The 22817-nt window shown below is 75.8% G+C and carries 25 protein-coding genes; 11 read left to right on the top strand and 14 right to left on the bottom strand.

What is annotated here, in order from left to right; translation table 11 throughout:
- Positions 1-34: 34 nt before the first annotated feature.
- Positions 35-784, bottom strand: a complete 750-nt coding sequence (locus FHX75_RS07715) for a DUF72 domain-containing protein (protein ID WP_154937532.1) — start codon at positions 782-784, stop codon at positions 35-37.
- Between the two features lie 9 nt (positions 785-793).
- Positions 794-1543 (bottom strand): PIG-L deacetylase family protein, encoded by a 750-nt coding sequence (locus FHX75_RS07710; RefSeq protein WP_154937529.1) that lies wholly within the window; start codon positions 1541-1543, stop codon positions 794-796.
- Between the two features lie 221 nt (positions 1544-1764).
- Between FHX75_RS07710 and FHX75_RS07705 the strand changes: the two genes are divergently transcribed.
- Both FHX75_RS07705 and FHX75_RS07700 read left to right on the top strand, forming a co-directional pair.
- Positions 1765-2055 carry a hypothetical protein gene (locus FHX75_RS07705; RefSeq protein ID WP_154937526.1) on the top strand — a complete coding sequence of 97 codons (291 nt, stop codon included), beginning with the start codon at positions 1765-1767 and terminating at the stop codon, positions 2053-2055.
- Between the two features lie 7 nt (positions 2056-2062).
- Positions 2063-3331 (top strand): cupin domain-containing protein, encoded by a 1269-nt coding sequence (locus tag FHX75_RS07700; RefSeq protein WP_154937523.1) that lies wholly within the window; start codon positions 2063-2065, stop codon positions 3329-3331.
- Positions 3332-3417: 86 nt separating this feature from the next.
- Here FHX75_RS07700 and FHX75_RS07695 read toward each other — a convergent pair whose 3' ends face one another.
- From FHX75_RS07695 to FHX75_RS07675, 5 genes are all read right to left on the bottom strand, one after another.
- Positions 3418-4083, bottom strand: coding sequence for a hypothetical protein (locus FHX75_RS07695; protein WP_154937520.1), 666 nt, complete (start codon positions 4081-4083; stop codon positions 3418-3420).
- On the bottom strand, positions 4080-6761 hold the full coding sequence (locus FHX75_RS07690; RefSeq protein WP_154937517.1) for an FtsK/SpoIIIE domain-containing protein: 2682 nt from the start codon (positions 6759-6761) through the stop codon (positions 4080-4082). Before FHX75_RS07690 ends, FHX75_RS07695 begins: the two co-directional genes overlap by 4 nt.
- Entirely contained in the window at positions 6754-7671 is a 918-nt protein-coding gene (locus FHX75_RS07685; protein ID WP_154937515.1) for a hypothetical protein, read from the bottom strand. The genes FHX75_RS07690 and FHX75_RS07685 overlap by 8 nt, the downstream gene beginning before the upstream one ends.
- 10 nt (positions 7672-7681) lie before the next feature.
- The gene (locus tag FHX75_RS07680; RefSeq protein WP_088962374.1) at positions 7682-7942 is read right to left on the bottom strand and encodes a hypothetical protein; all 261 of its coding nucleotides are present in this window, start codon (positions 7940-7942) and stop codon (positions 7682-7684) included.
- 223 nt (positions 7943-8165) lie between these two features.
- Entirely contained in the window at positions 8166-8561 is a 396-nt protein-coding gene (locus tag FHX75_RS07675; protein WP_154937512.1) for an NYN domain-containing protein, read from the bottom strand.
- Positions 8562-8683: 122 nt separating this feature from the next.
- Here FHX75_RS07675 and FHX75_RS07670 point away from each other — a divergent pair, with 122 nt between their 5' ends.
- From FHX75_RS07670 to FHX75_RS07665, 3 genes are read left to right on the top strand one after another with little or no spacing between them, the layout of a single operon-like run.
- Positions 8684-11236, top strand: coding sequence for an ATP-dependent Clp protease ATP-binding subunit (locus FHX75_RS07670; protein WP_154937510.1), 2553 nt, complete (start codon positions 8684-8686; stop codon positions 11234-11236).
- Positions 11237-11250: 14 nt separating this feature from the next.
- Positions 11251-11412 carry a hypothetical protein gene (locus tag FHX75_RS30630; protein WP_170285310.1) on the top strand — a complete coding sequence of 54 codons (162 nt, stop codon included), beginning with the start codon at positions 11251-11253 and terminating at the stop codon, positions 11410-11412.
- Positions 11412-11762 (top strand): DUF3140 domain-containing protein, encoded by a 351-nt coding sequence (locus FHX75_RS07665; protein ID WP_154937508.1) that lies wholly within the window; start codon positions 11412-11414, stop codon positions 11760-11762. The genes FHX75_RS30630 and FHX75_RS07665 overlap by 1 nt, the downstream gene beginning before the upstream one ends.
- A gap of 65 nt (positions 11763-11827) precedes the next feature.
- Here FHX75_RS07665 and FHX75_RS07660 read toward each other — a convergent pair whose 3' ends face one another.
- From FHX75_RS07660 to FHX75_RS07650, 3 genes are all read right to left on the bottom strand, one after another.
- Entirely contained in the window at positions 11828-12067 is a 240-nt protein-coding gene (locus FHX75_RS07660) for a hypothetical protein (protein WP_154937505.1), read from the bottom strand.
- Positions 12068-12086: 19 nt separating this feature from the next.
- Positions 12087-13067: a LysR family transcriptional regulator gene (locus tag FHX75_RS07655; RefSeq protein ID WP_154937502.1), complete on the bottom strand. Its 981-nt coding sequence runs from the start codon at positions 13065-13067 to the stop codon at positions 12087-12089.
- 67 nt (positions 13068-13134) lie between these two features.
- Complete coding sequence (locus FHX75_RS07650) at positions 13135-13752, bottom strand: hemerythrin domain-containing protein (RefSeq protein ID WP_154937499.1); 618 nt, start codon at positions 13750-13752, stop codon at positions 13135-13137.
- Between the two features lie 189 nt (positions 13753-13941).
- On the opposite strand from FHX75_RS07650, the gene FHX75_RS07645 reads away from it, so the two are divergent.
- The gene (locus FHX75_RS07645; protein WP_154937496.1) at positions 13942-15270 is read left to right on the top strand and encodes a M20/M25/M40 family metallo-hydrolase; all 1329 of its coding nucleotides are present in this window, start codon (positions 13942-13944) and stop codon (positions 15268-15270) included.
- Between the two features lie 49 nt (positions 15271-15319).
- Entirely contained in the window at positions 15320-15979 is a 660-nt protein-coding gene (locus FHX75_RS07640; RefSeq protein WP_154937492.1) for a hypothetical protein, read from the top strand.
- Between the two features lie 94 nt (positions 15980-16073).
- On the opposite strand, the gene FHX75_RS07635 is transcribed toward FHX75_RS07640, so the two are convergent.
- Positions 16074-16265, bottom strand: a complete 192-nt coding sequence (locus tag FHX75_RS07635) for a DUF5703 family protein (protein ID WP_039906151.1) — start codon at positions 16263-16265, stop codon at positions 16074-16076.
- Positions 16266-16680: 415 nt separating this feature from the next.
- On the opposite strand from FHX75_RS07635, the gene FHX75_RS07630 reads away from it, so the two are divergent.
- Positions 16681-17424 carry a hypothetical protein gene (locus FHX75_RS07630; RefSeq protein ID WP_154937490.1) on the top strand — a complete coding sequence of 248 codons (744 nt, stop codon included), beginning with the start codon at positions 16681-16683 and terminating at the stop codon, positions 17422-17424.
- A gap of 333 nt (positions 17425-17757) precedes the next feature.
- Here the strand turns inward: FHX75_RS07630 and FHX75_RS07625 are convergent, their stop codons facing one another.
- Positions 17758-18759, bottom strand: a complete 1002-nt coding sequence (locus FHX75_RS07625) for an SseB family protein (RefSeq protein ID WP_154937488.1) — start codon at positions 18757-18759, stop codon at positions 17758-17760.
- Positions 18756-19175: a YbaB/EbfC family nucleoid-associated protein gene (locus FHX75_RS07620; protein WP_170285309.1), complete on the bottom strand. Its 420-nt coding sequence runs from the start codon at positions 19173-19175 to the stop codon at positions 18756-18758. Before FHX75_RS07620 ends, FHX75_RS07625 begins: the two co-directional genes overlap by 4 nt.
- Positions 19176-19275: 100 nt before the next feature.
- Between FHX75_RS07620 and FHX75_RS07615 the strand changes: the two genes are divergently transcribed.
- From FHX75_RS07615 to FHX75_RS07605, 3 genes are read left to right on the top strand one after another with little or no spacing between them, the layout of a single operon-like run.
- Positions 19276-19608, top strand: coding sequence for a hypothetical protein (locus FHX75_RS07615; protein WP_154937482.1), 333 nt, complete (start codon positions 19276-19278; stop codon positions 19606-19608).
- Positions 19605-20669 (top strand): WXG100 family type VII secretion target, encoded by a 1065-nt coding sequence (locus FHX75_RS07610; protein WP_154937479.1) that lies wholly within the window; start codon positions 19605-19607, stop codon positions 20667-20669. Before FHX75_RS07615 ends, FHX75_RS07610 begins: the two co-directional genes overlap by 4 nt.
- 22 nt (positions 20670-20691) lie before the next feature.
- Complete coding sequence (locus tag FHX75_RS07605) at positions 20692-21609, top strand: hypothetical protein (protein ID WP_154937476.1); 918 nt, start codon at positions 20692-20694, stop codon at positions 21607-21609.
- A gap of 54 nt (positions 21610-21663) precedes the next feature.
- On the opposite strand, the gene FHX75_RS07600 is transcribed toward FHX75_RS07605, so the two are convergent.
- Positions 21664-22635 (bottom strand): aldo/keto reductase, encoded by a 972-nt coding sequence (locus FHX75_RS07600; protein ID WP_154937474.1) that lies wholly within the window; start codon positions 22633-22635, stop codon positions 21664-21666.
- Positions 22636-22817: the final 182 nt, after the last annotated feature.

Raw genomic sequence — 22817 nt, 5'->3', positions numbered from 1 at the left:
CCGCCTGCATGGCGGGGCGGGCCGCCGCGTGCTCTCAGGCCGTGCGGCTGACCGAGCGCCCGGCCCGGCGGGCGAGCCCGGCGAACGCGACGGCGTCGACCACGGCCGCCCCGCCCGGATCGTTGTTGAAGTAGACGTACGTCGGCTCGGCGTCGTCGAAGGCCTCGGCGAGGCGGCGTACCCAGGAGGCGAGCGCGGCCCGGCCGTAGCGCGGCCACGGCTGGGCGCGGCCCTCGTGCAGCCGCAGGTAGCCGAAGTCCGTGGTACGCCACAGCGGCGTCACCGGCCGGCCCCGCCGGTCGGCCCAGACCAGCGCGGCCCGCCGGCGCTCCAGCACCTGCCGCACCGGCGCCGTCCACCAGGACGGGTGCCGGGGTTCCACGGCCACCCGCACCTCGGCCGGGAAGAGGCGCAGGGTGGCGTCCAGCGCCTCCGGATCGGCGGGCAGGTTCGGCGGGAGCTGCACCAGCACCGGCCCGAGCCGGTCACCGAGCGCGGTGGCCCGGCCCAGGAACCGGGCGACCGGCTCGGCCGGGTCGCGCAGCCGCTTGATGTGGGTCAGGTAGCGGCTCATCTTCACCGCCACGCAGAAGTCCTCCGGGGTACGCGCCCGCCAGGCGGCGAAGGTGTCCCGCTCGGGCAGCCGGTAGAAGGCGTTGTTCACCTCGACGGTGGCGAACCGGGTGGTGAAGTGCTCCAGCCAGAGCCGCTGCGGCAGCTTCGGCGGGTAGAAGCGCTCCCGCCAGTCGCGGTACTGCCATCCCGAGGTGCCGACCAGGATCATCGCTTCCGCCTAGTGCAGGCCCAGCGGGAAGATCTCGAACGCGGCGCCGTAGCGGACCCCGAGCCGGGTGCCGACCGGGCGGCTGATGCTCTCCAGGAACTCCGCCGGGTCGAACCCGCCGTCGCCGAGGCCCCGCAGGTAGGCGTCGTGCGCGCGCAGCGAGGCCAGCCCGGCGTCGAAGGTGGCCGTGACGTCCACCCCGTGCCGGGACAGCGGCGAGGCGGCCGCCCACACCTCCCGGACCCGGTTCCACGGCGCCACGTCGCCGGTCAGCTGCTCCGGGAAGATCCACCGGTTGCCGGCGTCGCGGGCCGCGTCGAGCACGGCCCGCCCGGTCGCGATGTGGTCGGCCTGGTTGAGCGCGTACGCCCCGTCCCAGGTGTCGCGGAAGTTGTTGGTGATCACCACGTCCGGGCGGTGCCGCCGGATCACCTCGGCGATCGCCCTTCGCAGCGGCACGCCGTACTCCAGCAGCCCGTCCGGCTGGCCGAGGAACTCCACCGTGGTCACTCCGACCACGGCGGCCGAGGCGCGCTGTTCCTCCTCGCGGACCACCCGGGCCCGCTCCGGGGTCGTCCCGTCGATGCCGGCCTCGCCGCTGGTGACCAGGCAGTAGGTGACCTCCTTGCCCTGCCCCGTCCACCGGGCGACGGCGGCGGCCGCGCCGAACTCCAGGTCGTCGGGGTGGGCCACCACGGCCAGGGCGCGCTGCCAGTCCTCGGCCAGCGGCGTCAGCGGTGCGGGCTGCGGCTGCCCCATGGTGACCTCCCTGCCGGACGGGCCGTCCCCCCATCCTGGCACCGCCGTCGCCGCCGCGCCCGATTCGCGGCGCGCCGGTGAGCCCCGGTGGGGCCGGGCGAACTGTCCCGCTCGCCGGGTCCCGCCGTCTACGGTGTGGTTAGAGAAGATCGCGCGTGGGGTACCACCCGCTGCACGACGGACCCCGCCTGTGGCGGGGCGGCACACCCGAGGGAGCACCCATGGCACTCAACGACGACGACATGCAGACCACCAGCGGCGGCGGCCTCGAGGGCCCGGCCGACGGTGGCGCGACTCCCGGTCACCAGGACGGCGGCGCCGACGGCGGTGCGGACCGTGGTGCGGAGCGCGGCGCCGACCAGGGCGCCGACCGGGGTGCCGAGGGTCCGGCCGACGGTGGCGCCACCCCCGGCCAGCAGGACGGTGGCGCCGACGGTGGTGCCGAGGGTCCGGCCGACGGCGGTGCGACCCCGGGCCAGCAGGACGGCGGCGCCGACGGCGGCGCGCGCTGACCAGGTCATGACGATCATCGACCCGCCGGGCGGTCACGGCCGCCCGGCGGTTCCGTCCGCCGCCGAGGCCCTGGCGCGCTGCGTCAGCGTGGAGCCGGCGAAGTTCGCCGCCGCCCACTGGGGACGGGCCCCGCTGCTCTCCCGCGCCGACGAGCTGCCCAACCCCGACGGCTTCACCGACCTGCTCAGCCCCGCCGACGCCGACGACCTGCTCAGCCGCCGGGGTCTGCGTACCCCGTTCCTGCGGGTGGCCAAGGACGGCCAGCTCGTGCCGGCGGCGCGCTACACCGGCGGCGGTGGTGCCGGCGCCGAGATCACCGACCAGGTCCTCGACGAGAAGGTGCTGGAGCTGTACGCCTCGGGCGCCACGCTGGTGCTCCAGGGACTGCACCGCACCTGGCCGGCCCTGGTCGACTTCGCCCGCGATCTCGGCGCCGCGCTGTCCCAGCCGTTGCAGGTCAACGCCTATCTGACCCCGGCCGGCAGCCAGGGCTTCGCCACCCACTACGACACCCACGACGTCTTCGTGCTCCAGGTCGACGGCCGCAAGCACTGGCGCATCCATCCGCCGGTGCTCCCCGACCCGCTGGAGCAGCAGCCCTGGGGTGGGCGGGCCGACGAGGTCGCCGCCACCGCCGACGGGCCCGCCGCGCTGGACGTGGTGCTCGCTCCCGGCGACGCGCTCTACCTGCCGCGTGGCTGGCTGCACAGCGCGCAGGCGCAGGAGTCCAGCTCGCTGCACCTGACCGTCGGCATCCGCGCGCTGACCCGGTACGCCATGGTGGAGGAACTGCTCACCCTGGCCGCCGAGGACCCCCGACTGCGCGCCGGGCTGCCCTTCGGCACCGACGTCGCCGACCCCGACGCCGTCGAGCCCGAGCTGACCGAGACCGTCGAGGCGCTGCGGGACTGGCTGCTGCGCGTCGACCCGGCGGCGGTCGCCGCCCGGCTGCGGCAGCGCGCCTGGCCCGCCGCCCGGCCGGCCCCGATCCGGCCCCTCGCCCAGGCCGCCGCGCTCGCCGCGCTCGCCGCCGACAGCCGGATCGCCCCGCGGGCCGGGCTGCGCTGGCAGCTCACCGCCACCGACGACCACCGGGTGGCGCTGCGGCTGCCCGACCGGACCATCACCCTGCCCGGCACCTGCGAGCCGGCGGTGCGCACCCTGCTCACCGGCACCGTCACCCGGGTGGGCGACCTGCCCGGCCTGGACGACGACGCCGACCGGCTGGTGCTGGCCCGCCGGCTGCTGCGCGAGGCCGTCGCCGTCCCCGCCTGACAGCCGCTGCGCCTCGACGGTCCACCGAGCCGACCGACCGGCCGGCCCGCCGCCCGGTCCCGCCGGACCCGGTCGGACCGCCGGGTTCAGCGGGTCGACACCAGCAGGGCCACCGTGGTCGCCACCCCGGCGACCAGCACGATCGCCATCGGCCGCGGCCCCAGCAGGGCGTGCCGCCGGTCGGCCAGCCGCTTCGCCGGCGCCAGGCCGGCCAGCGGTCCGAGCAGCGTCACGACCAGCGCCAGCACCGGCATCCCCACCGCCAGGTCACCGCCGTAGCGGTGGCCGAGCGCGCGGGCGCCCGCCCCGAGGCCGTACGCGACCAGTGCTCCCGCCACCCCGCAGAGCGCCAGCAGCGGGTTCACCGACGCGGGCAGCTCACCCGGCTGCCCGGCCCGGTCCAGCAGTTCCCGCACCCCGCGCAGCGACGACACCGGGTCACCGGAGGCGTCCCGGGCCGGCCCCGGCGCCGGGCCGAGCCGCCGCCCGCCCAGTCCCAGCCGGCCCCGCAGCTCCGCCCAGAGGTGCCCGACCTCGGCGTCGACCCGCTCCACCATGGACCGGGCCTCGGCCACCTCGGCCTCGGCCCGGCGCAGCTGCGCGGTCGCCTCGGCCACCGCCCGTTCGGCGGCGGCGCACTGCTGGTCGTGCCAGGCCTGCGCCTCGGCCCGCTGGGCCCGGACCCGGCCGGTCAGCTCGGCCAGTCGGCGGACGTGGGCGGCGTACGTGTCACTGGCGACCGGTTCGTTCATCGGGAGGGACCATAAGGGATGATCACCTGTCCGGTGCGGTGCACCGCCCGGTCGAAGAAGAGCCCGCGCCACGGACGGGGATACCAGTCCGGGCCGCCGGTGCCCGGATAGAGCGAACCCAGCTCCGCGCCCTGCACGTCGAGGGCGACCCAGGCCCCGATCTGGTCGGTGCGGGCGGCCGGCCCGCCGAGGTCCACCCGCATCCGGGCGATCCCGCGCCACCAGGCCAGCACGTGGGTACGCCGTTCCGGCCCGTCGTGCAGGATCCGGCGCAGCTGCTCCAGCCCGCTGCGCCCGCCGGCCGGCGCGGCCAGCCGTCCGGCCGCCGCGTCCACGGCGAACAGCAGCAGGTAGTGCGGGGTGCTCGGGGTGCCCGGCCGGCCCAGCGCCTCGGCCGTCTCGGCCATCAGCTCCGGCACCGTCTCCTCGTCGTACCAGGCCGCGTCGTCGGCCAGGTCCTCGTAGAGGGCGCGGGCGGCCGGGTCGGCGTCCGGGTCGAGGCAGGCGATGGAGAACCGGGCGGTACCCGGCCGGTGCTGGCGGGCCAGCGACCGGGCGGCGGCGTCGAGCACCGCGCACGCCTCGTCCACCCGGGTGCCCAGCACCGCCAGGTTGCGCCCGGGGGCGCGGGGCAGCCGCAGCGCCGCCGAGCGGGCCTGCACGTCGATGATCTCGCCGAGCAGGGCGACCGGCCCCCGGGGCGGCGGGGTGTCGCCCTGCGGGGTCAGCGCGCGGTAGTCGGGCGCGTCGAGCAGCCGGGGGACGGCGTCGCCGTCGAAGAGCCGCGCCGGCGCGGCGTCCTGCGGCCGCATCCGCCACAGCCGGTGCTGCAGTTCGCTCCAGGTCTCCCAGTCGCTGGCCGACGGGATCCGGGCCACCTGGTTGCCCTCGGTCATTCCGGACTCGGCGTTGACCACCGCGTGGTGCCGGGGCAGCGCCTGCGCCGCGTCGTTGCGTTCGGCCAGGATGCGCAGCGCCTTGGGCAGCGCGATCCGCAGGGTGAACTGCGCGACCAGCGCTGGCCGCCCCCACAGCGCCTCGATTCCCCGCACGTCCTGCGAGGCGAGCACCAGGTGGATGCCCTGCGACCGGCCCCGCCGGGCCAGGTCCTCCAGCAGGTCGGCGGCCTCCCGGGCCACCACGTCCCGGCCGGCCAGCAGGGCCTGGAACTCGTCGACCACCGCCACGATCCGCGGCCAGTGCCCGGTCGGGTCCACCGCCCGCAGCTCGGCCAGCTTGGTGACCTCGTGCTTCTTGGCGGCGTCGGCCCGCCGGCGCAGCTCCTCGGCGAGGAACCGCAGCAGGGCCAGGCCGAACTCACGGTCGGTGTTGACGTTGATCCCGACCAGCCGCATGTGCGGCAACCAGCTCGGGTCGCGCCGGCCCTGGGCGAACCGGGCGAAGGACACCCCCTCCTTGAAGTCGAGCAGATAGAACTCCAGCTCGGCGGGGGAGTAGCGGGCGGCCAGCGCGCCGATCCAGGCGAAGATCAGGTTGGTCTTGCCGGTGCCGGACGGGCCGCCGATCAGCGCGTGCGGCGGGTAGTCGCCCAGGGTCAGCAGCACCGGCCGCCCGTGCGGGCCCTCGCCGATCGGCGCGGTCAGCCCGTGCGCCGAGTCCTCCTTCCACATCTGCTCCGGCGGGGGCAGCAGGTCGGTGAAGGGCGTCGGGGGCGGGCCGGCGTTGACCCGGGAGGCGATCTCCCGGCAGGTCTCGGTGACCAGCGTGGCGGGCGGCGGCGGGTCGAGGCGTACCGGCAGGCCGGGCGGGGCGCCGACGCGGGCGTCGCCCGGCTCGGCGGCGACCCGGGTGACCGTCGGGTCCTCCGGCAGCGGGATGCCCCGCACCACCAGGTGCACCCCGCAGGCCGCCCCGGTGCGGACCACCCGGTCCAGCTGGCCGCGTTCGTGCCGGGACAGCTCGTCCCCGCCGAGCAGCACCGCCACCCGCCACGGCTCCGGCCGGCGGCCGGTCGCCGCGGCCAGCTCGCGCAGCGACGCGTACTCGCCGGCCAGCACCGTCTCGTTGATCCGGCGGATCTGCTCCACCAGGTCGTCGAGCAGCCGGCCGAGCCCGCCCGGGCCGACGAAGGTGAGCAGCCCGGCGGTGCCCAGCGGGGCGAAGCCGGCCAGCCCGCCGCCCAGGTGCTCCGGGTCGTAGCCGTACAGCCGCACCGCGCCCGGGTCGGCCCGACCGACCCCGCGCAGCAGCAGCGCGCCGACCACCGCGTCCGCGCCGTCCCGGTCGCCGCCGGACAGGTGCACGTGGCCGGCGTCCAGCAGCGGGACCAGCGCCGGGACCGGTTCCGCGCCGGCGATGCGCAGCGTGCCGACGCGTACCGGACCGACCGGCTCGCCGCGCCCGGCCGGTGCCGCCCGCCAGGCCGTCCACGCCGCGGACGCCGGGCCCGGCGCTTCCCGCAGCGCGGCGGCGGCGGCCCGGCGGGCCAGCTCGGCGATCCGCGCCGCGTGCCGGTCGTCGATCTCGGCCAGCCGGCGGTCGCGTTCCGCGCCGACCCGCTGCGGCACCGCCGCGGCGGCCCGCCGCACCCGGACCAGCCGTTCGCGGGCGGCGGTCAGCTCCGTCTCGGCGCCGGCCAGCCGGGTACGCGTCGCGCCGAGGGCCTCGGAGAGCATCCCCCGTACCCGCGTGACCAGTTGGCTGCGCAGGTCAGCCACGGTGCCCACCGTCGGGCCGGTGCCCGGCGCCCGGCGCGGCGGCGGCCGGCGCCCGGCGGGCGTCGGGCTCGTCGCGGGGCAGGTCCCGACCGAGCCGGGCCAGCAGCACGCCGGTCACCACCCCGGCGGTGACCGCCGGGTCGGCGGCGTGCGGCTGCTCGCCGGCGCGGGGCGGGGGCATCCGGCAGACCCGGGTGAGCAGGGTGTCCAGCACCGGCGGCGGCAGGCCGGGGAGCAGGTCGCGGACCCGGCCGTCCAGCTCGCGCCGCAGCCGGCCCAGGTCGTCGGCGCGGGGCGGGTGCCCGAGCAGTTCCCCGGCCAGGTCGCGCAGCAGCGGCGGGGCGACCGCGGCCAACCCGAGGCCGACGTCGGCGTGTGCCGTGCGCAGCTCCCGGTGCAGCCGGTCCCGGTCGCCGGAGCGGACCCCGGTGACCACCCGGCGCAGCAGCTCCCGGGAGTCGGCGATCCGCTCGTCCGGCTCGTCCGGCGGGCCCTCCCGGCCTCCGGTCAGCTCCGCCACCCGCACCGACCACCAGCGCTTGACCGTCGGGTCGGCCGGTGGCTGCGGTGCCGGACCGGTCGGCGGCGCGGCGTCCGCGCGGGGCGCGTCGTGCCTCGGCTCGCGGCGGGCCGGCGCCGCCGGGGGCGCGCCGTCGGGGGCCAGCCCGATCGCGGCCAGGTACGCCGACAGCTGCTCCTGGGCCACCCGCAGGGCGTGCCCGGCGGCCTCGGCGTGCTCGGTGGCCGCGGAGAGCTCCGGCACCCCCATCGGGTTGGCCGACTCCTGCCGGACCCAGCGCAGCCGCTCGGTGGCCTGGCCGAACTTCTCCAGCGCCTGGGCCAGCGGCGCCAGCGGCAGCTCCTCGGCGGCGGCGCGCACCTGCGCCCCGACGTCCTCGATGATGGACACGGCCGCCCGCTCAGAGCGTCGAGACGTAGAGCTGCGCCTGCTCGACCGCGACGAGGGTCGCGGCGAGGCACTCCTCCAGCTCCTGGCCGGCCTGGGTCAGCGAGGCCTGCGCGCTCTCCACCGTCTCGTGCCCGCTGCCCTCCAGCGCCCCGGCCAGGGTCTGCTGCGCCTCGGAGAGCTTCTCACCGGCCGCCTGCACGGCTGTCTGCCCGTCACCGATCTGTTGGAGGGCGACCTCGATGGCTGCCTTCAGCTCGGCGACGCTCGCCACGGTGACCTCCTGGGGGCGGGGAGACGTCCATTACAACGTATACCCGTCGGGTAGAGAACATCCGCCCTGTCGGTGTTCCCGCCCCGGTGTCCGGTTACGCCCGTGACCTGCGGGAAAGCGCCCGCTGCCGGACTACCCGGTCCCACCAGGGGATCCCTCGGTCCCGCTGACGGGACCGCCGGACCGCCGCGCGAACTCCCTGCTCACGGGGCCGGCCGGCGCGTCAGGGGGTCGGGTGGGTGTGCTCGCGCAGCCAGCGCGGGCCGTGCAGCTCCGCGCCGAGGGCCGCCACCCGGTCGCGCAGCTCCCGGTCGGAGGTGACCACCAACCGGCGCCGGTCCGCCGCGTCGCGCACCAGCGCCACGATGGCGTCGTCACCGGAACCGGGCGCCGGCACCGTGTGCACCCCGGCCACCCCGGGCACCTCTCGCGCCGCGCCCTCCACCACCAGCACCACCTCCACCGGCGGCGGCAGTTCCGGCGGCAGCCCCCGGTCGGCCAGCGGCGCCAGGGCGTCGCGCAACCGGGCCGCCGCCCCGGCCCGGTCCCGCCACCAGCCGTCCGGGCGGGACCCGACCACGTTGGCACCGTCGACGATCAGCAGCGGGCGGGAGTCCATGCCCCCAGCCTGCCATCCGCCGGCGTTTGTCGCGCCGGCCGCCGGGTAGCCACCGGCGACCGTGCCGCGCCCGCGGTGTCGCCCTCGGCGACCGTGCCACGCCCCGACTGCGGAGGACAGAGATGATGGGACCCGGTGACTACGGCTCCGACCCCTGGGACGAATTCCTGGCCCGGTACTTCGGCCGGGGTGAGGGCGGACGCCGACCGGCCCACCGGGTCGACATCACCCGGCTGATGACCGCCGACGCCCGGGAGATGCTGGCCGACGCGGCCCGGCGGGCCGCCCAGAAACACAGCAACGACCTGGACACCGACCACCTGCTCTGGGCAGCGCTGCAACGCGAGCCGCTGCGCGACCTGGTACGCCGGGCCGGCGCCGACCCGGACGCCCTGGTCAACGCCCTCGGCGGGCGGGGCGACGGCGCGCCTGGGGGCGAGGTGCCGCCGAACCTGTCGCTCACCCCCGCCGCCAAGCGGGCGCTGCTCGACGCCCACCAGCTGTCCCGGGCGATGGGGGCGAACTACATCGGCCCCGAGCACATCCTGATGGCGCTGCCGCTCAACCCGGAGTCGCCCGCCGGCCGGATGCTGGCCGCCGGCCGCATCCAGCCCGAGTCGTTGCAGGCGGCCAGCGCGGAACGCGGACCGATGGGCGGGCCGAAGCCCGACCGGGGCACCCCGACCCTCGACCAGTACGGGCAGGACCTCACCGAACTGGCCCGGATGGACCAGATCGACCCGGTGATCGGGCGGGCCGACGAGATCGAGCAGGCCGTGGAGATCCTGTCCCGGCGGACCAAGAACAACCCGGTGCTCATCGGTGAGGCCGGCGTCGGCAAGACCGCGATCGTGGAAGGGCTGGCCGAGCGGATCTGCGACGGCGACGTGCCGCAGACCCTGCTCGGCAAGCGGGTGGTGCAGCTCGACCTCGCCGGACTGGTCGCCGGCACCCGCTACCGCGGCGACTTCGAGGAACGGCTGAAGAAGGTCATCGACGAGATCCGGGCGCACCGGGACGAGCTGATCATCTTCCTGGACGAGATCCACACCCTGGTCGGCGCGGGCGGCGCCGGCAGTGAGGGCGGTATGGACGCCTCCAACATGCTCAAGCCGGCGCTGGCCCGCGGCGAGCTGCGGGTGATCGGCGCGACCACGCTGGACGAGTACCGCAAGAGCATCGAGAAGGACGCCGCGCTGGCCCGCCGCTTCCAGCCGGTCCTGGTGCCCGAGCCCAGCGTCGAGGACACCGTCACCATCCTGCGCGGCCTGCGCGACCGGTACGAGGCGCACCACCAGGTCCGCTTCACCGACGAGGCGCTGGTCGCGGCCGCCGAACTCTCCGACCGCTACGTCACCGACCGCTTCCTGCCGGACAAGGCGATCGACCTGATCGACCAGGCCGGCGCCCGGGTACGGCTGCGCACCCGCACTCCCGACGCCGACGTGCGCGAGCTGGAGCAGCAGCTCGACGAGGTGCGCCGGGACAAGGAACAGGCGGTCGCCGACGAGCAGTACGAGCGGGCCTCCGCGCTGCGCGACCGGCTCGCCGAGGTCGAGGAGCAGATCCGCCGCGCCCGGGGCGACGAGGGCACCGGCCGCGTCCCCTCGGTCGGCCCGCAGGAGATCGCCGAGGTGGTCTCCCGCGCCACCGGCATCCCGGTCAGCCAGCTCACCGAGGAGGAGCGGGACCGGCTGCTGCGGCTGGAGGGGCAGCTGCACGAGAAGGTCGTCGGCCAGGACGACGCGGTCACCGCGGTGGCCGAGGCGGTACGCCGCTCGCGTACCGGGCTGGCCGACCCGAACCGGCCGATGGGCAGCTTCCTCTTCCTCGGTCCCACCGGCGTCGGCAAGACCGAACTGGCCCGGGCCCTCGCGGAGGCGCTCTTCGGCGAGGCCGACCGGATGGTGCGGGTCGACATGAGCGAGTTCCAGGAGCGGCACACCGTCGCCCGGCTGGTCGGGGCGCCCCCCGGCTACGTCGGGTACGAGGAGGCCGGCCAGCTCACCGAGGCGGTGCGCCGCCGCCCCTACGCGGTGGTGCTGCTCGACGAGATCGAGAAGGCCCACCCGGACGTGTTCAACATCCTGCTCCAGGTGCTCGACGACGGCCGGCTCACCGACAGCCAGGGCCGGACGGTGAACTTCAAGAACACCGTCTTGATCATGACGAGCAACCTGGGCTCGGAGCTGATCACCGGCACCACCCGTGCGGTGGGCTTCGAAGCCGGCGGGCCCGGCGGCACCCAGGAGAGCGACGAACTGCGCGAGCGACTGATGCGCCGCCTCCAGGAGAACTTCCGCCCGGAGTTCCTCAACCGGATCGACGAGACGATCATCTTCCGCCGGCTGGAGGCCCAGCAGCTGCGGCAGATCACCGAACTGCTGCTGGAGGAGACCCGCCGCCGGCTGCACGCCCAGGACGTCCAGGTCGAGTTCACCACCGCCGGCGTCGACTGGCTCGCCGAGCACGGCTACCAGCCGGAGTTCGGCGCCCGGCCGCTGCGCCGGGTGATCCAGCGGGAGGTCGACAACCGGCTGTCCCGGATGCTGCTGGAGAACCAGCTCTCGCCGGGGCAGAAGCTCACCGTCGACGCGCGCGACGGTCAGCTCGCCTTCGACGTGGCCGCGGGAGAGCGGGGCTACACCGCGGCCTCGACGTCCCACCCGCGATGACCCGGAGGGCGGAGATGACCGAACCCGAGGAGAGCGACGAGGAGACCGACCGCACCGAACCGATCCTCGCGCCGCCGACGGCGAACCCGGCCCGGGTGCAGGTGCCGCCGGAGGGCCTGAAGCAGCAGACCGACGAGAACCCGGCGCCGTCCGGGCCACCGGAAGAGGAGGCGTGATGGTACGCGAGCAGCGACTCGACCCCGAGGTCGAGGTGATCTGGGACGACTTCCACGCCGAGGTGAACGTCCCCTCCGAACAGTTGCGGCAGTGGCTGTTGACCCGGGGCTCGGGGGAGGAGTCGTTCGGCCCGAACCCGGACCTGGACCTGCCCGAGCCGGGCCGGCAGATCCTGCGGGTGCTCAGCAAGCGCAAGGTGGACCTGACCCGGGAGGACATCGAGGTGATGCGGGAGGCGATCGACCGGATCCGGGCGCTGACCGCGGAGAAGCCGCGCGGCGGCAACGCCAACGACGAGTGGCGGCACTCCCTGCTCGACCTGGGCCACGACGTCCTGGTCGAACGCTGACAACGCACGGGCGGCGGCACCCGGGAGCTCTCCCGGGTGCCGCCGCCCGTCGGTGGCGGCTCGCGCTACGGCTCGGTGCCGACGCTGGGCAGTTCCAGGCCGGCGGCGGTGGCGAGGGCCTGCCGCTCGGCCCGGGTCTGCTCCTCCTGGGTGACCAGGGTGGCGTACTCGGTGATGTCGGCCGGATCGGGCACGTCCGGCAGCCGACGCAGGAACGCCTCGAGGTTCCGGACGGCGGCGGAGTGCGCGGCGGCCGCATCACGCAGCAGTTCCCGCTCGTCGGCGTCACGGTAGCGATCGGTCATGGGGTCCAGGTACCCGCCGTCAGGCGATTCGCACCCCGCCGGCCGGTCGGGCCCCGAACTCCGGGTGGCGCAGCAGCCAGGCCAGGTAGTCGGGGTGCGGCGCCAGCGAGTCGGTGTACGCCGCCACCGCCGTCTCCAGCACCGCCTCGGCGACCCGGGCGGCGGGCGACTCGGGGTGCCAGCCGAGCAGCAGCCGCCAGCGCAGCGGCACGCCGGCCAGCCGGCGGGTGACCAGGCCGTCGACCGGGCGGAAGGTGGCCTGGCACAGCGCCACCGCCTCGCCGGCGTCGACCAGGTCCACGCAGCCGCGCACGTCGGTCTCGTACACCTTGCGGGGGGTGAAGCCGGCCCGGGCGCAGGCGGCGGCGAAGCAGTCGCCGAAGCAGCCCTCGCCCGGCGCGGCCACCCACTGTTCGCGGCGCAGCTCGGCCAGGCCGATCTCCTCCCGGCCGGCCATCGGGTGGCTGGTCGGCAGCAGCACCAGCACCGGGTCGACCGCCACCTCCCGCCAGCAGAGCCCGAACTCCGGGGACGGCGTGGCGTCGCCGCAGACCCCGGTGAGCGCGAAGTCGAGCCGCCCGCCGGCCACCAGCCCGGCCAGCTCCGCGGCCGACCAGGAGGCGTACGTGGTGATCTGCGCCTGCGGCTGCTCGGCGACCAGCCGGTGCACCAGCCGGCCGAGGATCGGGCTGTTCACCCCGCCGAAGCGGTACCGGCCCAGGCTGTCGTCCGCCCCGGCCAGCCGGGCCGCCTCGTCCTGCAGCCCCTTCATCGCCGGCAGCAGCACCCGGGCCCGGGCCAGCACCAGCTCGCCCAGCGCGGTGGGCCGGGCGCCGCGCCGGTCGCGTTCGAACAGCGGGCCGCCCAGGGTGCGCTCGATGCGCTGGAGCTGCGCCGTCAGGGCCGGCTGGGCCAGGCCCAGGGTGGACGCGGCCTTGGTCACGCTCCCCGTCTCGGCGATCGCGCAGACGACCCGCAGGTGTCGCAGCTCCAGATTCATAACGTGACGGTAGGACCACGGCACGGGCCGGCGGAAGGGCCTGGGCGGATCGGCGTCGGACGATGGATCAGTCGCGCGCGTCGCGCTTCAGGTCGGCCAGGTACGTCCGCCGCCCGGTGACCGCGTCGCGCACCTTGTCCACCACGCCCAGCGCCGGCTCGACCACCCGGTTCCAGGGCGGGGTGGCCGGCGTACCGGGGTGCGGGCGGGTGGGGGCCGCCTCCTCGGCGATCTCCCACCGGTTGCCCAGCCGGATCAGCTCCGCGTCGGTGGCCACCTCGCGCAGCGGGGTGATCAGCGCAGACACCGCCTCGACGTGCCGGCGGACCCGCGCGGCGACGTCCGCCAGCGCCGGGTCGTCCGGCCCGCCGAGCGACTTGAGCGCGGCCAGCAGCGCCGCGTCGGCCGCCAGTTCCCGGTCGACCCGCTCGGCGCTCTCGGGCAGCGCCGCCCGCGCGGCGGGCAGCAGGTACTGCTCCTCGGCGGAGAGGTGCCGCGAGATCGCCGCGGTCAGCACCTCGGCCACCTCGCGGCGCCGCTCGGGGCTCAGCCGCTGGTCGGTCACCTGGTCGGCCAGGCCGAGCAGTTGCCGGTGCTCGGTGTCGGCGATGTCGGCCATGCTGCGCCCGCCGGGCCGGTAGGCGTCGTCGGCGGTGGGCGGCAGGGGCGGCAGCGGGACGGTCATGGGGCCCTCCTCGACGGGCGGCCGGAGCCTGGGGACGGCCGGCGCGACGGGCGGTGCGGGGTGGCCGACGCGATACCCGTACCGCAAGATCGTGAAACGGGGACGGCCCGGGAGTGCCGTGCGGACGCCGACGCGCGCGAGCGCCGGCCGGGCCGCCGCGACAGCTCGCCCGACTGGTAGAAAGAGCCGATGACGAGCGACCCCGCCTCCGCCCGACCCGACCCCACCGACGAGGTCGTGGAACTCTGCCGCGACCTGCTGCGCATCGACACCACCAACACCGGTGACAACGCCACCAGCGCGGGGGAGCGGCTGGCCGCCGAGTACGTCGCGGAGAAGCTGGCCGAGGTCGGCGTCGAGTCGCAGATCCACGAGTCGGCGCCCGGGCGGGCCAACCTGGTCGCCCGGATCCCCGGCACCGACCCGGGCCGGGACGCCCTGCTGGTGCACGGCCACCTGGACGTGGTGCCCGCCGACGCCGACGAGTGGTCGGTGCACCCGTTCTCCGGGGAGATCCGCGACGGCTACCTGTGGGGCCGGGGCGCGATCGACATGAAGGACTTCGACGCGATGGTGCTGGCCGTGGTGCGGCACTGGCAGCGCACCGGTGTGCGCCCGCCGCGCGACATCGTGCTGGCCTACACCGCCGACGAGGAGGCCGGCAGCGACTACGGCGCGCACTTCCTGGTGCAGCGGCACCGGGAGCTCTTCGACGGCTGCACCGAGGCGATCGGCGAGGTCGGCGGCTTCTCCTACTCCATCGACGACGCGTCCCGGCTCTATCTGATCGAGACGGCGGAGAAGGGGCTGGACTGGCTGCGGCTGCACGCCAAGGGCCGCCCCGGGCACGGGTCGTTCATCCACGACGACAACGCGGTCACCGCGCTCGCCGAGGCGGTCGCCCGGGTCGGGCGGCACCGCTTCCCGGTCACCGTCACCCCGACCGTGCGGGCCTTCCTCGAAGAGGTCTCCGACGTGCTCGGCGTCGAGCTGGACCCGGACGACCCGGAGGCGGCGATCGCCAAGCTCGGCCCGATCGCCAACATCATCGGGGCGACCATCCGCAGCACCGCCAACCCGACCCGGCTCGCCGCCGGCTACAAGGACAACGTCATCCCCGGCCGGGCCACCGCCACCATCGACTGCCGCAGCCTGCCGGGGCAGTCGGAGATGCTGGAGCGTCAGCTGCGCGAGCTGGTCGGACCGGACATCGACATCGAGTACATCCAGCGCCAGCCGGCCCTGGAAACCACCTTCGACGGTGACCTGGTCGAGGCGATGTCGGCGGCGCTGCGCGCGGAGGACCCGGGCGCCCGCCCGGTGCCGTACATGCTCTCCGGCGGCACCGACGCCAAGGCGTTCTCCCAGCTCGGCATCCGCTGCTTCGGGTTCGCGCCGCTGCGACTGCCGGCCGACCTGAACTTCTCCGCCCTGTTCCACGGCATCGACGAGCGGGTACCGGTGGACGGACTACAGTTCGGCGTGCGGGTCCTCGACCGGTTCCTGCGCACCTGCTGACCGGGTCCGTCGTCGGACCGCATCCTCCCCATCGCGAAGGGACTCCCTCATGACCGACCAGCACGGTGAGCTGGACGCTGCTCTGGAGCGCGTGATCGACGCCGCCCGGGCCCATCTGACGGCCGTGCGCGCCGCCCAGGGCCGGATCGACGACGACGGCGTCTGGCAGGCGTACGTGGCGTTGAACAACGCCTCGTACGCCTACGACGAGCAACTGCTCGACGCGTTCGGCGAGGTCACCCCGTGGGACGTCGAGTCGATCGACCCCGACGAGGCCGACGAGCGGTTCGGCGGCGCCGAGGGTGTCGAGGCCAGCGACCCGCACCCGGCGGTGATCTCGGTGCGGCAGCGCCGCGACTACCGGGTACCGAGCGTGTCCGCGCTGATCCAGGTCGCCGAGGCGGCCCGCCGCGAGGGCACCCCGGAGGAGGACGAGCCGGCGCCCGTCGAGGGGGTCGGCGAGGCGGTGCTGGAGCTGCTGCAGAGCGGGGACGGCTCGCTGAGCGCGCTGGACGTGCCGGAGCTGGAACCGCTCGACGGCGTGGTGATGGTCAGCGAGGTGGGCACCCCGGTCGACCTGGAGTCCTTCGACGACGACGACCCGGTGGGCCCGTTCCAGCCGGCCGCCGACGACCGTCTCGTCGGGCGGCTCGACGAGCACCCGTTCCTCGACGAGGACGAGCACGACCACGCCGGGCACCAGCACTAGGCCCTGGGCCGCGACGCTCCCGGGGCCCGACCGTGCGGTCCGGCCCCGGGCGCGTGGGCAGCCGACCCGGGTACGCCGGGCGGCGTGCCCGCCGTCAGTAGGACAGACCCGGCTGCGGCTGGTTGACCCGCCGACGGCGCAGCATGACCTGCCGCGTGCCGTCCCGGAACAGCCGCACCCGGGCCAACTCCCAACCGGAGAACTCCGCCTGGATCGCCAGCTGCGCCGCGGCGGTCAACCGGTCGACGTTCGGCGGCAGCCGCAGCGGCGCGTATTCGTAGTCCATGGACCTATGCTGCCCAGCCCGCAGGCCGTTCGCCACCCCCTCCCGCGTGACCCGCGCCGCTGGCCGGCCACCCCGGCGCCACCACCGCCCCGGACGGCACCGCTCGCCCGGTTTCCCCGGGTATACGTGCGGCGTCCCTCGGGCACCCGCCCGCGCCCCTGTGGTGCGTTCGTGGCGACCATCCGGTTCGAACCGATGACCGAGGCGCGGTACGCGCGCTACCCCGAGCGGGCGGAGGTCGACTGGCCCTGACGGCAGGCCCGACGAGCCCGCCCTGGTGGGTCGCGGCCGCCCGTCGGCGGCGTCGTGGTCCAGCGTCGCAGCGGTGCCGTTCCGGCGCACGGTGCGGCCGGGCGCCGCCGGCCGGTACCGATGGGGGTCTCCGCCCCGCCGCGCTCCGCCGTACCATGCGCCGGTGCCGCTCACCATGACCGTGACCCGACCCCGCCCTGGCCGCGCCGCCCCGCTGTTCGCGCGAGTCGTCGCCGGGCTGGTGGCCACATTGCTGCTCGCCGGCTGCGGTCTCGTCGTCCGGTCCCGCCCCGCCGCCGCCCTGCGGTTCGAGTTCGCCCCGACCACTGGGGACGGGTACATGAACCAGGTGCTCACGATCGTCAACGAGGGCACCCAGGTGCTCGCGCCGACGCTGGAGTTCACCGCGCTGGACGCCGCCGGGCGCACGTTGCCCAGCGTGCGGGTCGCCTCGGTCTACGGCAGCGACCGGGGCCGGCTGGTCGTCCCGCCGGGCGCCAGCAGCGACGTGCTGACCTTCACCGGTGCCGGAGCCCGGGCGGCCGAGGACGTGACCGTCTCGGTACGCACCGCGGAGCCGGTGGACGCCCCGCCCGTCGACGCCGAACCGGTGGTGACTCCGGTGGACGACGCCGGCCGGGTACTCGACCGCAACAGCCGGTTCACGGCCGTCTCGCTACGCAACGACGACAGCGAGCAGATGAGCGTCCGGCTCGTGTACATCATCTGGAGCAAGCCGCCCGCCGACCAGCGGCAGCAGGCCGAGCGGGTGGTGCCGGTCGGCGACCTGATCGTCCTACCGCCCAAGCACACCACCCTGGTGCCGGTGACCGGGGAGGCGCGGGCCGCCGTGGCGGATGCGGCGGGCCGCGTCCCGACCAGCATCAAGGCGTACCAGTCCCGGTAGCTCTCGCGGCCGAGCGCGCCCTTCCCGGTCCGGCCGCCGCTCGACGCGTGGACCGACCGGCCGCTGCCCGGCACGGCGGTGCGGGGGTGCGGCCACGCCGACGAGGCGGCGCGGTGGTGTGCGCACCGGCACCCCCGTCCGCTGGACGGAGATCCTCGCGCCGAGGGCGGCACGGGCCGTGACCCGGCTCGGCCGGCCACGGCGGGAGCACCGCCGGTCGGGGTGCCGACGGTCGGATCACCGCCGGTCGGGTGCCGACGACGCGACCAACGCGAGCGACCGGGAAGGCGACCGCGCCGATCCGGCGGGTCCGAGGTGCGGTGGGGACGCCGGTCAGCGGCCGGTGGTGCCCGGTTCCTCGACGGTGGCCGGAGCGAGGGACCCCGGCGGATCGGTCGGGTCGTTCGCGGCGAGCAGCGCGGCCAGCGCCGGGGCGGTCAGCGTCAGGCCGTGGGCGGCGCCGGGGTCGACGGCGAGGCCCCAGCCCGGGTCCGGCCAGTCCGCCAGCAGGTCGGCGGCGGACAGCGCGACGAACGGCACCCCGACCCCGGCGAAGGCGGTCAGCGCGTCCGCCGAGGTGAAGACCGGCAGCAGCGGCGCGCGGTCGGCCCCGAGGACGACCGTCCACGGAAAGTCCCGGTCGGGCGACGGCTCGCCCGCCAGCGGTACGCAGACCGGGCCGGCGGCGAGCACCCCCAGGTAGCGGGGCAGGTCGTGCGCGGCCGCCGCCCGGGCGAGCAGTTCGGCCGGCTCCGGCTCGGCCGTCCGCGACCCGCCGCCGTCCGCGACCGTATCCCCCGGGGGGACGACGTCGGCGGCCGTCGCGTCGGCCCCGGCGCCGCCCTCGAGCGGCGAGGGAACGCCGGCGCCCGCCTCGACCGGCACGGCGACGCCGACGCCCGCTGGCACGGCGACGCCGACGCCGGCCGGTGCGGGCGCGCCGACACCGGACCCGGCTGCGCCGGTCACCTCGACGCCGGTCGCCGTCGGCGGTTCCGCCCCGCCGTCGAGCGGGAGCACCCGACAGGAGAGCGCGGCCGGGTCGGCGGTCAGCGCGACGGCGGCGGTCCGGGCGGCGAAGCCGCTCCACCAGTGCAGGCCCTCGGCGGTACGCGGGGTGGCGTACCACCAGTCGCCGTCGTCGCCGGGCCGCCAGCCCAGCTCGGCCAGCCGCTGGCCCTCGTACCCGGGGCAGTGGCCCTCGACGGTGTCGCGGCGCACGGACAGCCGGAGCCGGCGCGATCCGGCGCTGAGTTCCAGGTCGGTGTCCCGGTCGCAGGCGACGAGCGTGCGGTGCAGCCGGGTCACGATCTCCGGCCAGCCGATCCCGGTCACGCCGGCGGCCTCGGCAGCCGGGCGTCCAGGGCGCCGAGTCGGGCGACGGCCTCCTCCAGGCGGCCCAACGCCGCGAAGTCGCCCGGCTTGCCGAACAGTTCGGTCAGGCCCGCCCCGAGCGTCGCGTCGAGACCCTCGGTGCGCTCATCGAGCTGGGCGGTCGCCGCCGCCCGGGCCCGCCGGTACGCCTCCAGCACCATCTTCGCCAGGTCGGCGGTGCCGGAGCGCAGCGCCGCCGGCTCGACGGACAGGTCGGTGAGCCCTCCGGTGGCGTCCACGGTGGCCGACACCAGGCCCGTGTCGTCGGTGGCGGTGCCGTCGACGTCGTCGAGGCCGGCGTGCAGCCCGGCGAAGCGGCGTTCGATGTCGGCGAGCCGGCCGGCGAGCGCGTCCAGACCGGACAGCGGATCAGTCATGCGGGCTTCCTCCCCCTTGGTTCCTCCTCGGGCCGGGGTGGCGGCCGGAGGCCGGGGAATCGTATCTTCGACCCGCGTCGGATGCGGGGGAGGAACGGCGATGGCAGCTGACATCGAAGTGGACGTGACGGCCGTGAAACGGCTGGAGGCGGCCGCCACCGGAGTGGCCAACGCACTGGGCGCGCTGGAGAGCCGGGTGGTGGCCGCGGGTGACCTGCCCGACGGCGCCTTCGGTCACCTGCCGTTCGCCAGCGACATGCTGCGCGCCAAGTACGCCGAGCAGGTCGCCGACGGCACGACGCTGTTCCGGGCCGGTCAGGACGCGTTCACCCGCGTCGGGGCGGCGCTGGGGTCCACCGCCGAGTCGTACGAGCGCAACGAGCAGGACATCGACTCCGGCTTCCGGGCGATGCGCGAGGGGATGGGCCGGTGAGCGGACCCGCCGGAAGCGCCGTCCAGCTCTGGAACGGCATCGACAACGCGCTGTCCGGTGTGGAGGACGTGGTCGACAGCGTCTGCCGCACCCTGGCCTGGCCGCTCATCCAGCTGGTCGACATGGTCGACGGCGAGCCGGAGGCGCTGCGCGCCCGGGCCGGTGACTGGGACGCCCTCGCCGCCCAGGTGCGCGAGCTGGCGCTGAGCCACCGCGGCGTGCGCGAGGCCGAGCAGCCGGGCTGGCGGTCGCCGGCGGGGGAGGCGTACGGCAAGCGCCTCGCCGAGGTCGAGCAGCAACTGCTGGACGTGGCCGGGCAGTTCACCGCCACCGCCGAGTACCTGCGCGGCGTCGCCGAGGCCCTGCAGATCGTGCACGAGGTGCTGGTCGACCTCTGCGTCGAGTTCGTCAACTGGATGCTGGTCACCCTGGTGACCGCCCTGCTCATGGCGCCGTTCACCGCCGGGGCGTCCTGGGCGGCCGGCCTGGCGGTCACCGTGACCCGCGGCATGATCGTGCTCACCCGGTCGCTGAAGATCATCCGTCCGCTCGCCACCCACCTGCAGAAGGTCATCCGGCTGCTCCAGCGGGTCATGCTCTACCTGCGCAAGCTGCGCAACCACCTGGACAAGCTGGTGGACAAGCAGAAGGCCCTGCGGATGGGGCAGAAGGCGATCGACAAGCGGCGCGCCGCCGGCAAGGCCGACAAGTGGTTCCACAAGATCACCGACCCGGCGCAGGGCACCTTCAAGCTCGGCAAGTCCGGGTCGCCGTTCGACATGGGGATGCTGGAGCGGGCCGGCGCCCTGCGCGCGCACGGCCTGGCCGACGGCGGCCGGATGATCGCCCAGAACTGGGCCACCAACCTGCCCTGGAACGTGCCGAACTCGGTCGTGCACGGCGCGGTGTGGGGCGGCACCGCCCTGGTCAGTGGCCTGTCGGTGCCCGGCTCCGACCTGGTCAAGGACGAGATCGGCGACGCGGTGCAGGGCGGCGCCGACTGGATCGACCAGAATGTCTTCGGGCAGCCACCCGCCGAGCAGCAGCCGGCGGGCCGCTGACCGGCGACGGAGGAGGTACGGCGTGACGGGTGCGTGGGGACGGCTCGGGCGGCTCGGCGACGCGGTGCGCGACGGCGCGCGGGTGGCCCGCGACCGGGCCCGCGCGCTGCGCGACGAGTTCCGCACCTCCGACGAGCCGGAGCGGGCCCTGGTCGCCCCCCTGGTGACCGGGCAGGAACTGCGCTACATCGGCCTGGCCCCGGTACGGGCGCACGAGACGCACCGCGCCGGCAGCCAGTTCGTCGACCACGTCGGCACCGAGGTCGCCGAGGCGCTCGATCCCCGGGCGCTGTTCGGGCTGCTGAACATCGTCAACCCGGTGGCCTGGGTGGAGGCGGTGCTGACCCCGGTCCGGATCGTGGCCGGGGTGCTGCTGCTGCCCGGCAAGGCGGCCGCGCTCGCGGCGGGACTGCCCGAGGCGGCCGGTCGGGAGGTGGACGTCGAGCCCACCCCGGCGGTCCCGCAACCCCGGCCGGTTCTGCCGCTCACCGCTGAGCAGGAGGCGTTCCGGGCGCTGTTCCGGCTCAGCCGCCACCGCCCGCTCGCCGACCAGCTCGCCGAGATTGCCTACCGCCGCCGGTACGTGTTCAGCGGCGACCTGGCCACCCTCGCCGGCAGCCTGCTGCTGTTCCTGGAGCGCTACACCGGCACCCCGCTCGCGGTCACCGACACCCACCTGCACCTGCTGCGGATGGGGCGCCGCCCGGACGAGGGCCGGCCGGACCGGCGCGAGCCGCGGCTGCTGTGGAGCGTCGAGCGGCGGCGGATCACCCGGATCGACTGCGACCACGGGACGGCGCGGCTGATGCAGTTCCCGGCGACCCTGCACTTCGACGACGGCTCGTGGATCCGGATCGTCAACCCGGCCACCCGTGACGACCAGGCCCGCTTCCTGGCCGCCGTGAGGGAGATCCCCGGCGACCGGCCCACCCTCGACTGATCCGCCCGCCGGCGCGCACCGGCCGGCCTGCCCGCCGGCCCCCGGACCGCCGCCTCAGCCGTCGCGTTCCGGGTAGCCCACCGGCACCGCCGACACGTCGTCCAGCGCCGTGGTGATCTCCGCCGGCAGGGTCATCCGCTCCACCTGGAGCGCGCCGAGGAGCTGCCCCACCGTACGGGCGCCGAGGATCGGCGCGGTGACGCCCGGCCGGTCCCGGATCCAGGCCAGCGCCACCTCCATCGGCGAGACGCCCAGCCCGCCGGCGGCGGTGGCCACCGCCTCCACGATGCTGGAGCAGCGCGGCTCCAGGTAGGTGGCGACGAACCGTTCGAAGTGCGGCGAGGCGGCCCGCGAGTCGGCCGGCCGGCCGTGCCGGTACTTGCCGGTGAGCACCCCACGGCCCAGCGGGGACCAGGGCAGCACGCCCAGCCCGAGCGCCCCGCAGGCCGGCAGCACCTCCCGTTCGACGCCCCGCTCCAGCAGCGAGTACTCCACCTGCGCGGCGATCACCGGGGCGCGCCCCGGCCAGGCCGCCTGCCACGCGGCGGCGCGGGCGGTCTGCCAGCCGGAGAAGTTCGACACGCCGACGTAGCGGACCCGGCCGCTGGCCACCGCGTGGTCCAGCGCCGCCAGGGTCTCCTCCAGCGGCGTGTCCGGGTCGTACCCGTGGACCTGCCACAGGTCGACGTGGTCGGTGCCCAGGCGGCGCAGCGAGGCGTCCAGCGTGCGCAGCAGGTGCCCGCGCGAGCCGTCCCGGCGCCGGCCGCTGCCCGGCCGCAGCCCCGCCTTGGTGGCGATGAGCAGCTCGTCGCGGGGAACCAGGGCGCCCAGCAGCGAGCCGAGCACCGACTCGGCGTCACCGTCGCCGAAGACGTCCGCGGTGTCGACCAGGTTGCCGCCCGCGTCGAGGTAACTCTTCAGCTGGGCGGCCGCGTCGTCGGCGTCGGTGTCCCGGCCCCACGTCATGGTGCCGAGCGCGAGCCGGGAAACCGCCAGCCCGCTTCGGCCGAGCGGTCGCTGTTGCATGGGTGAACCTTATTTCGAACCTGGCGTCACGGATATCCTCGCTCCCGTCATCTCTGCCCGCCACGTCGCCGATCCGACCGTGGCGTGGCCCCGCGCTGGTCGCCGGGCACCCCGGCGGGGCCCGGGTGAGCCGGTGATCGGGTCCACCGCCGCCATTGCGTACCCTGGTGCGACCTGTGGTG

The sequence above is a fragment of the Micromonospora palomenae genome, assembly GCF_007829925.1.
In the GTDB taxonomy this organism is placed as follows: domain Bacteria; phylum Actinomycetota; class Actinomycetes; order Mycobacteriales; family Micromonosporaceae; genus Micromonospora; species Micromonospora purpureochromogenes.
This window is presented reverse-complemented; position numbering and strand designations above follow the sequence as displayed.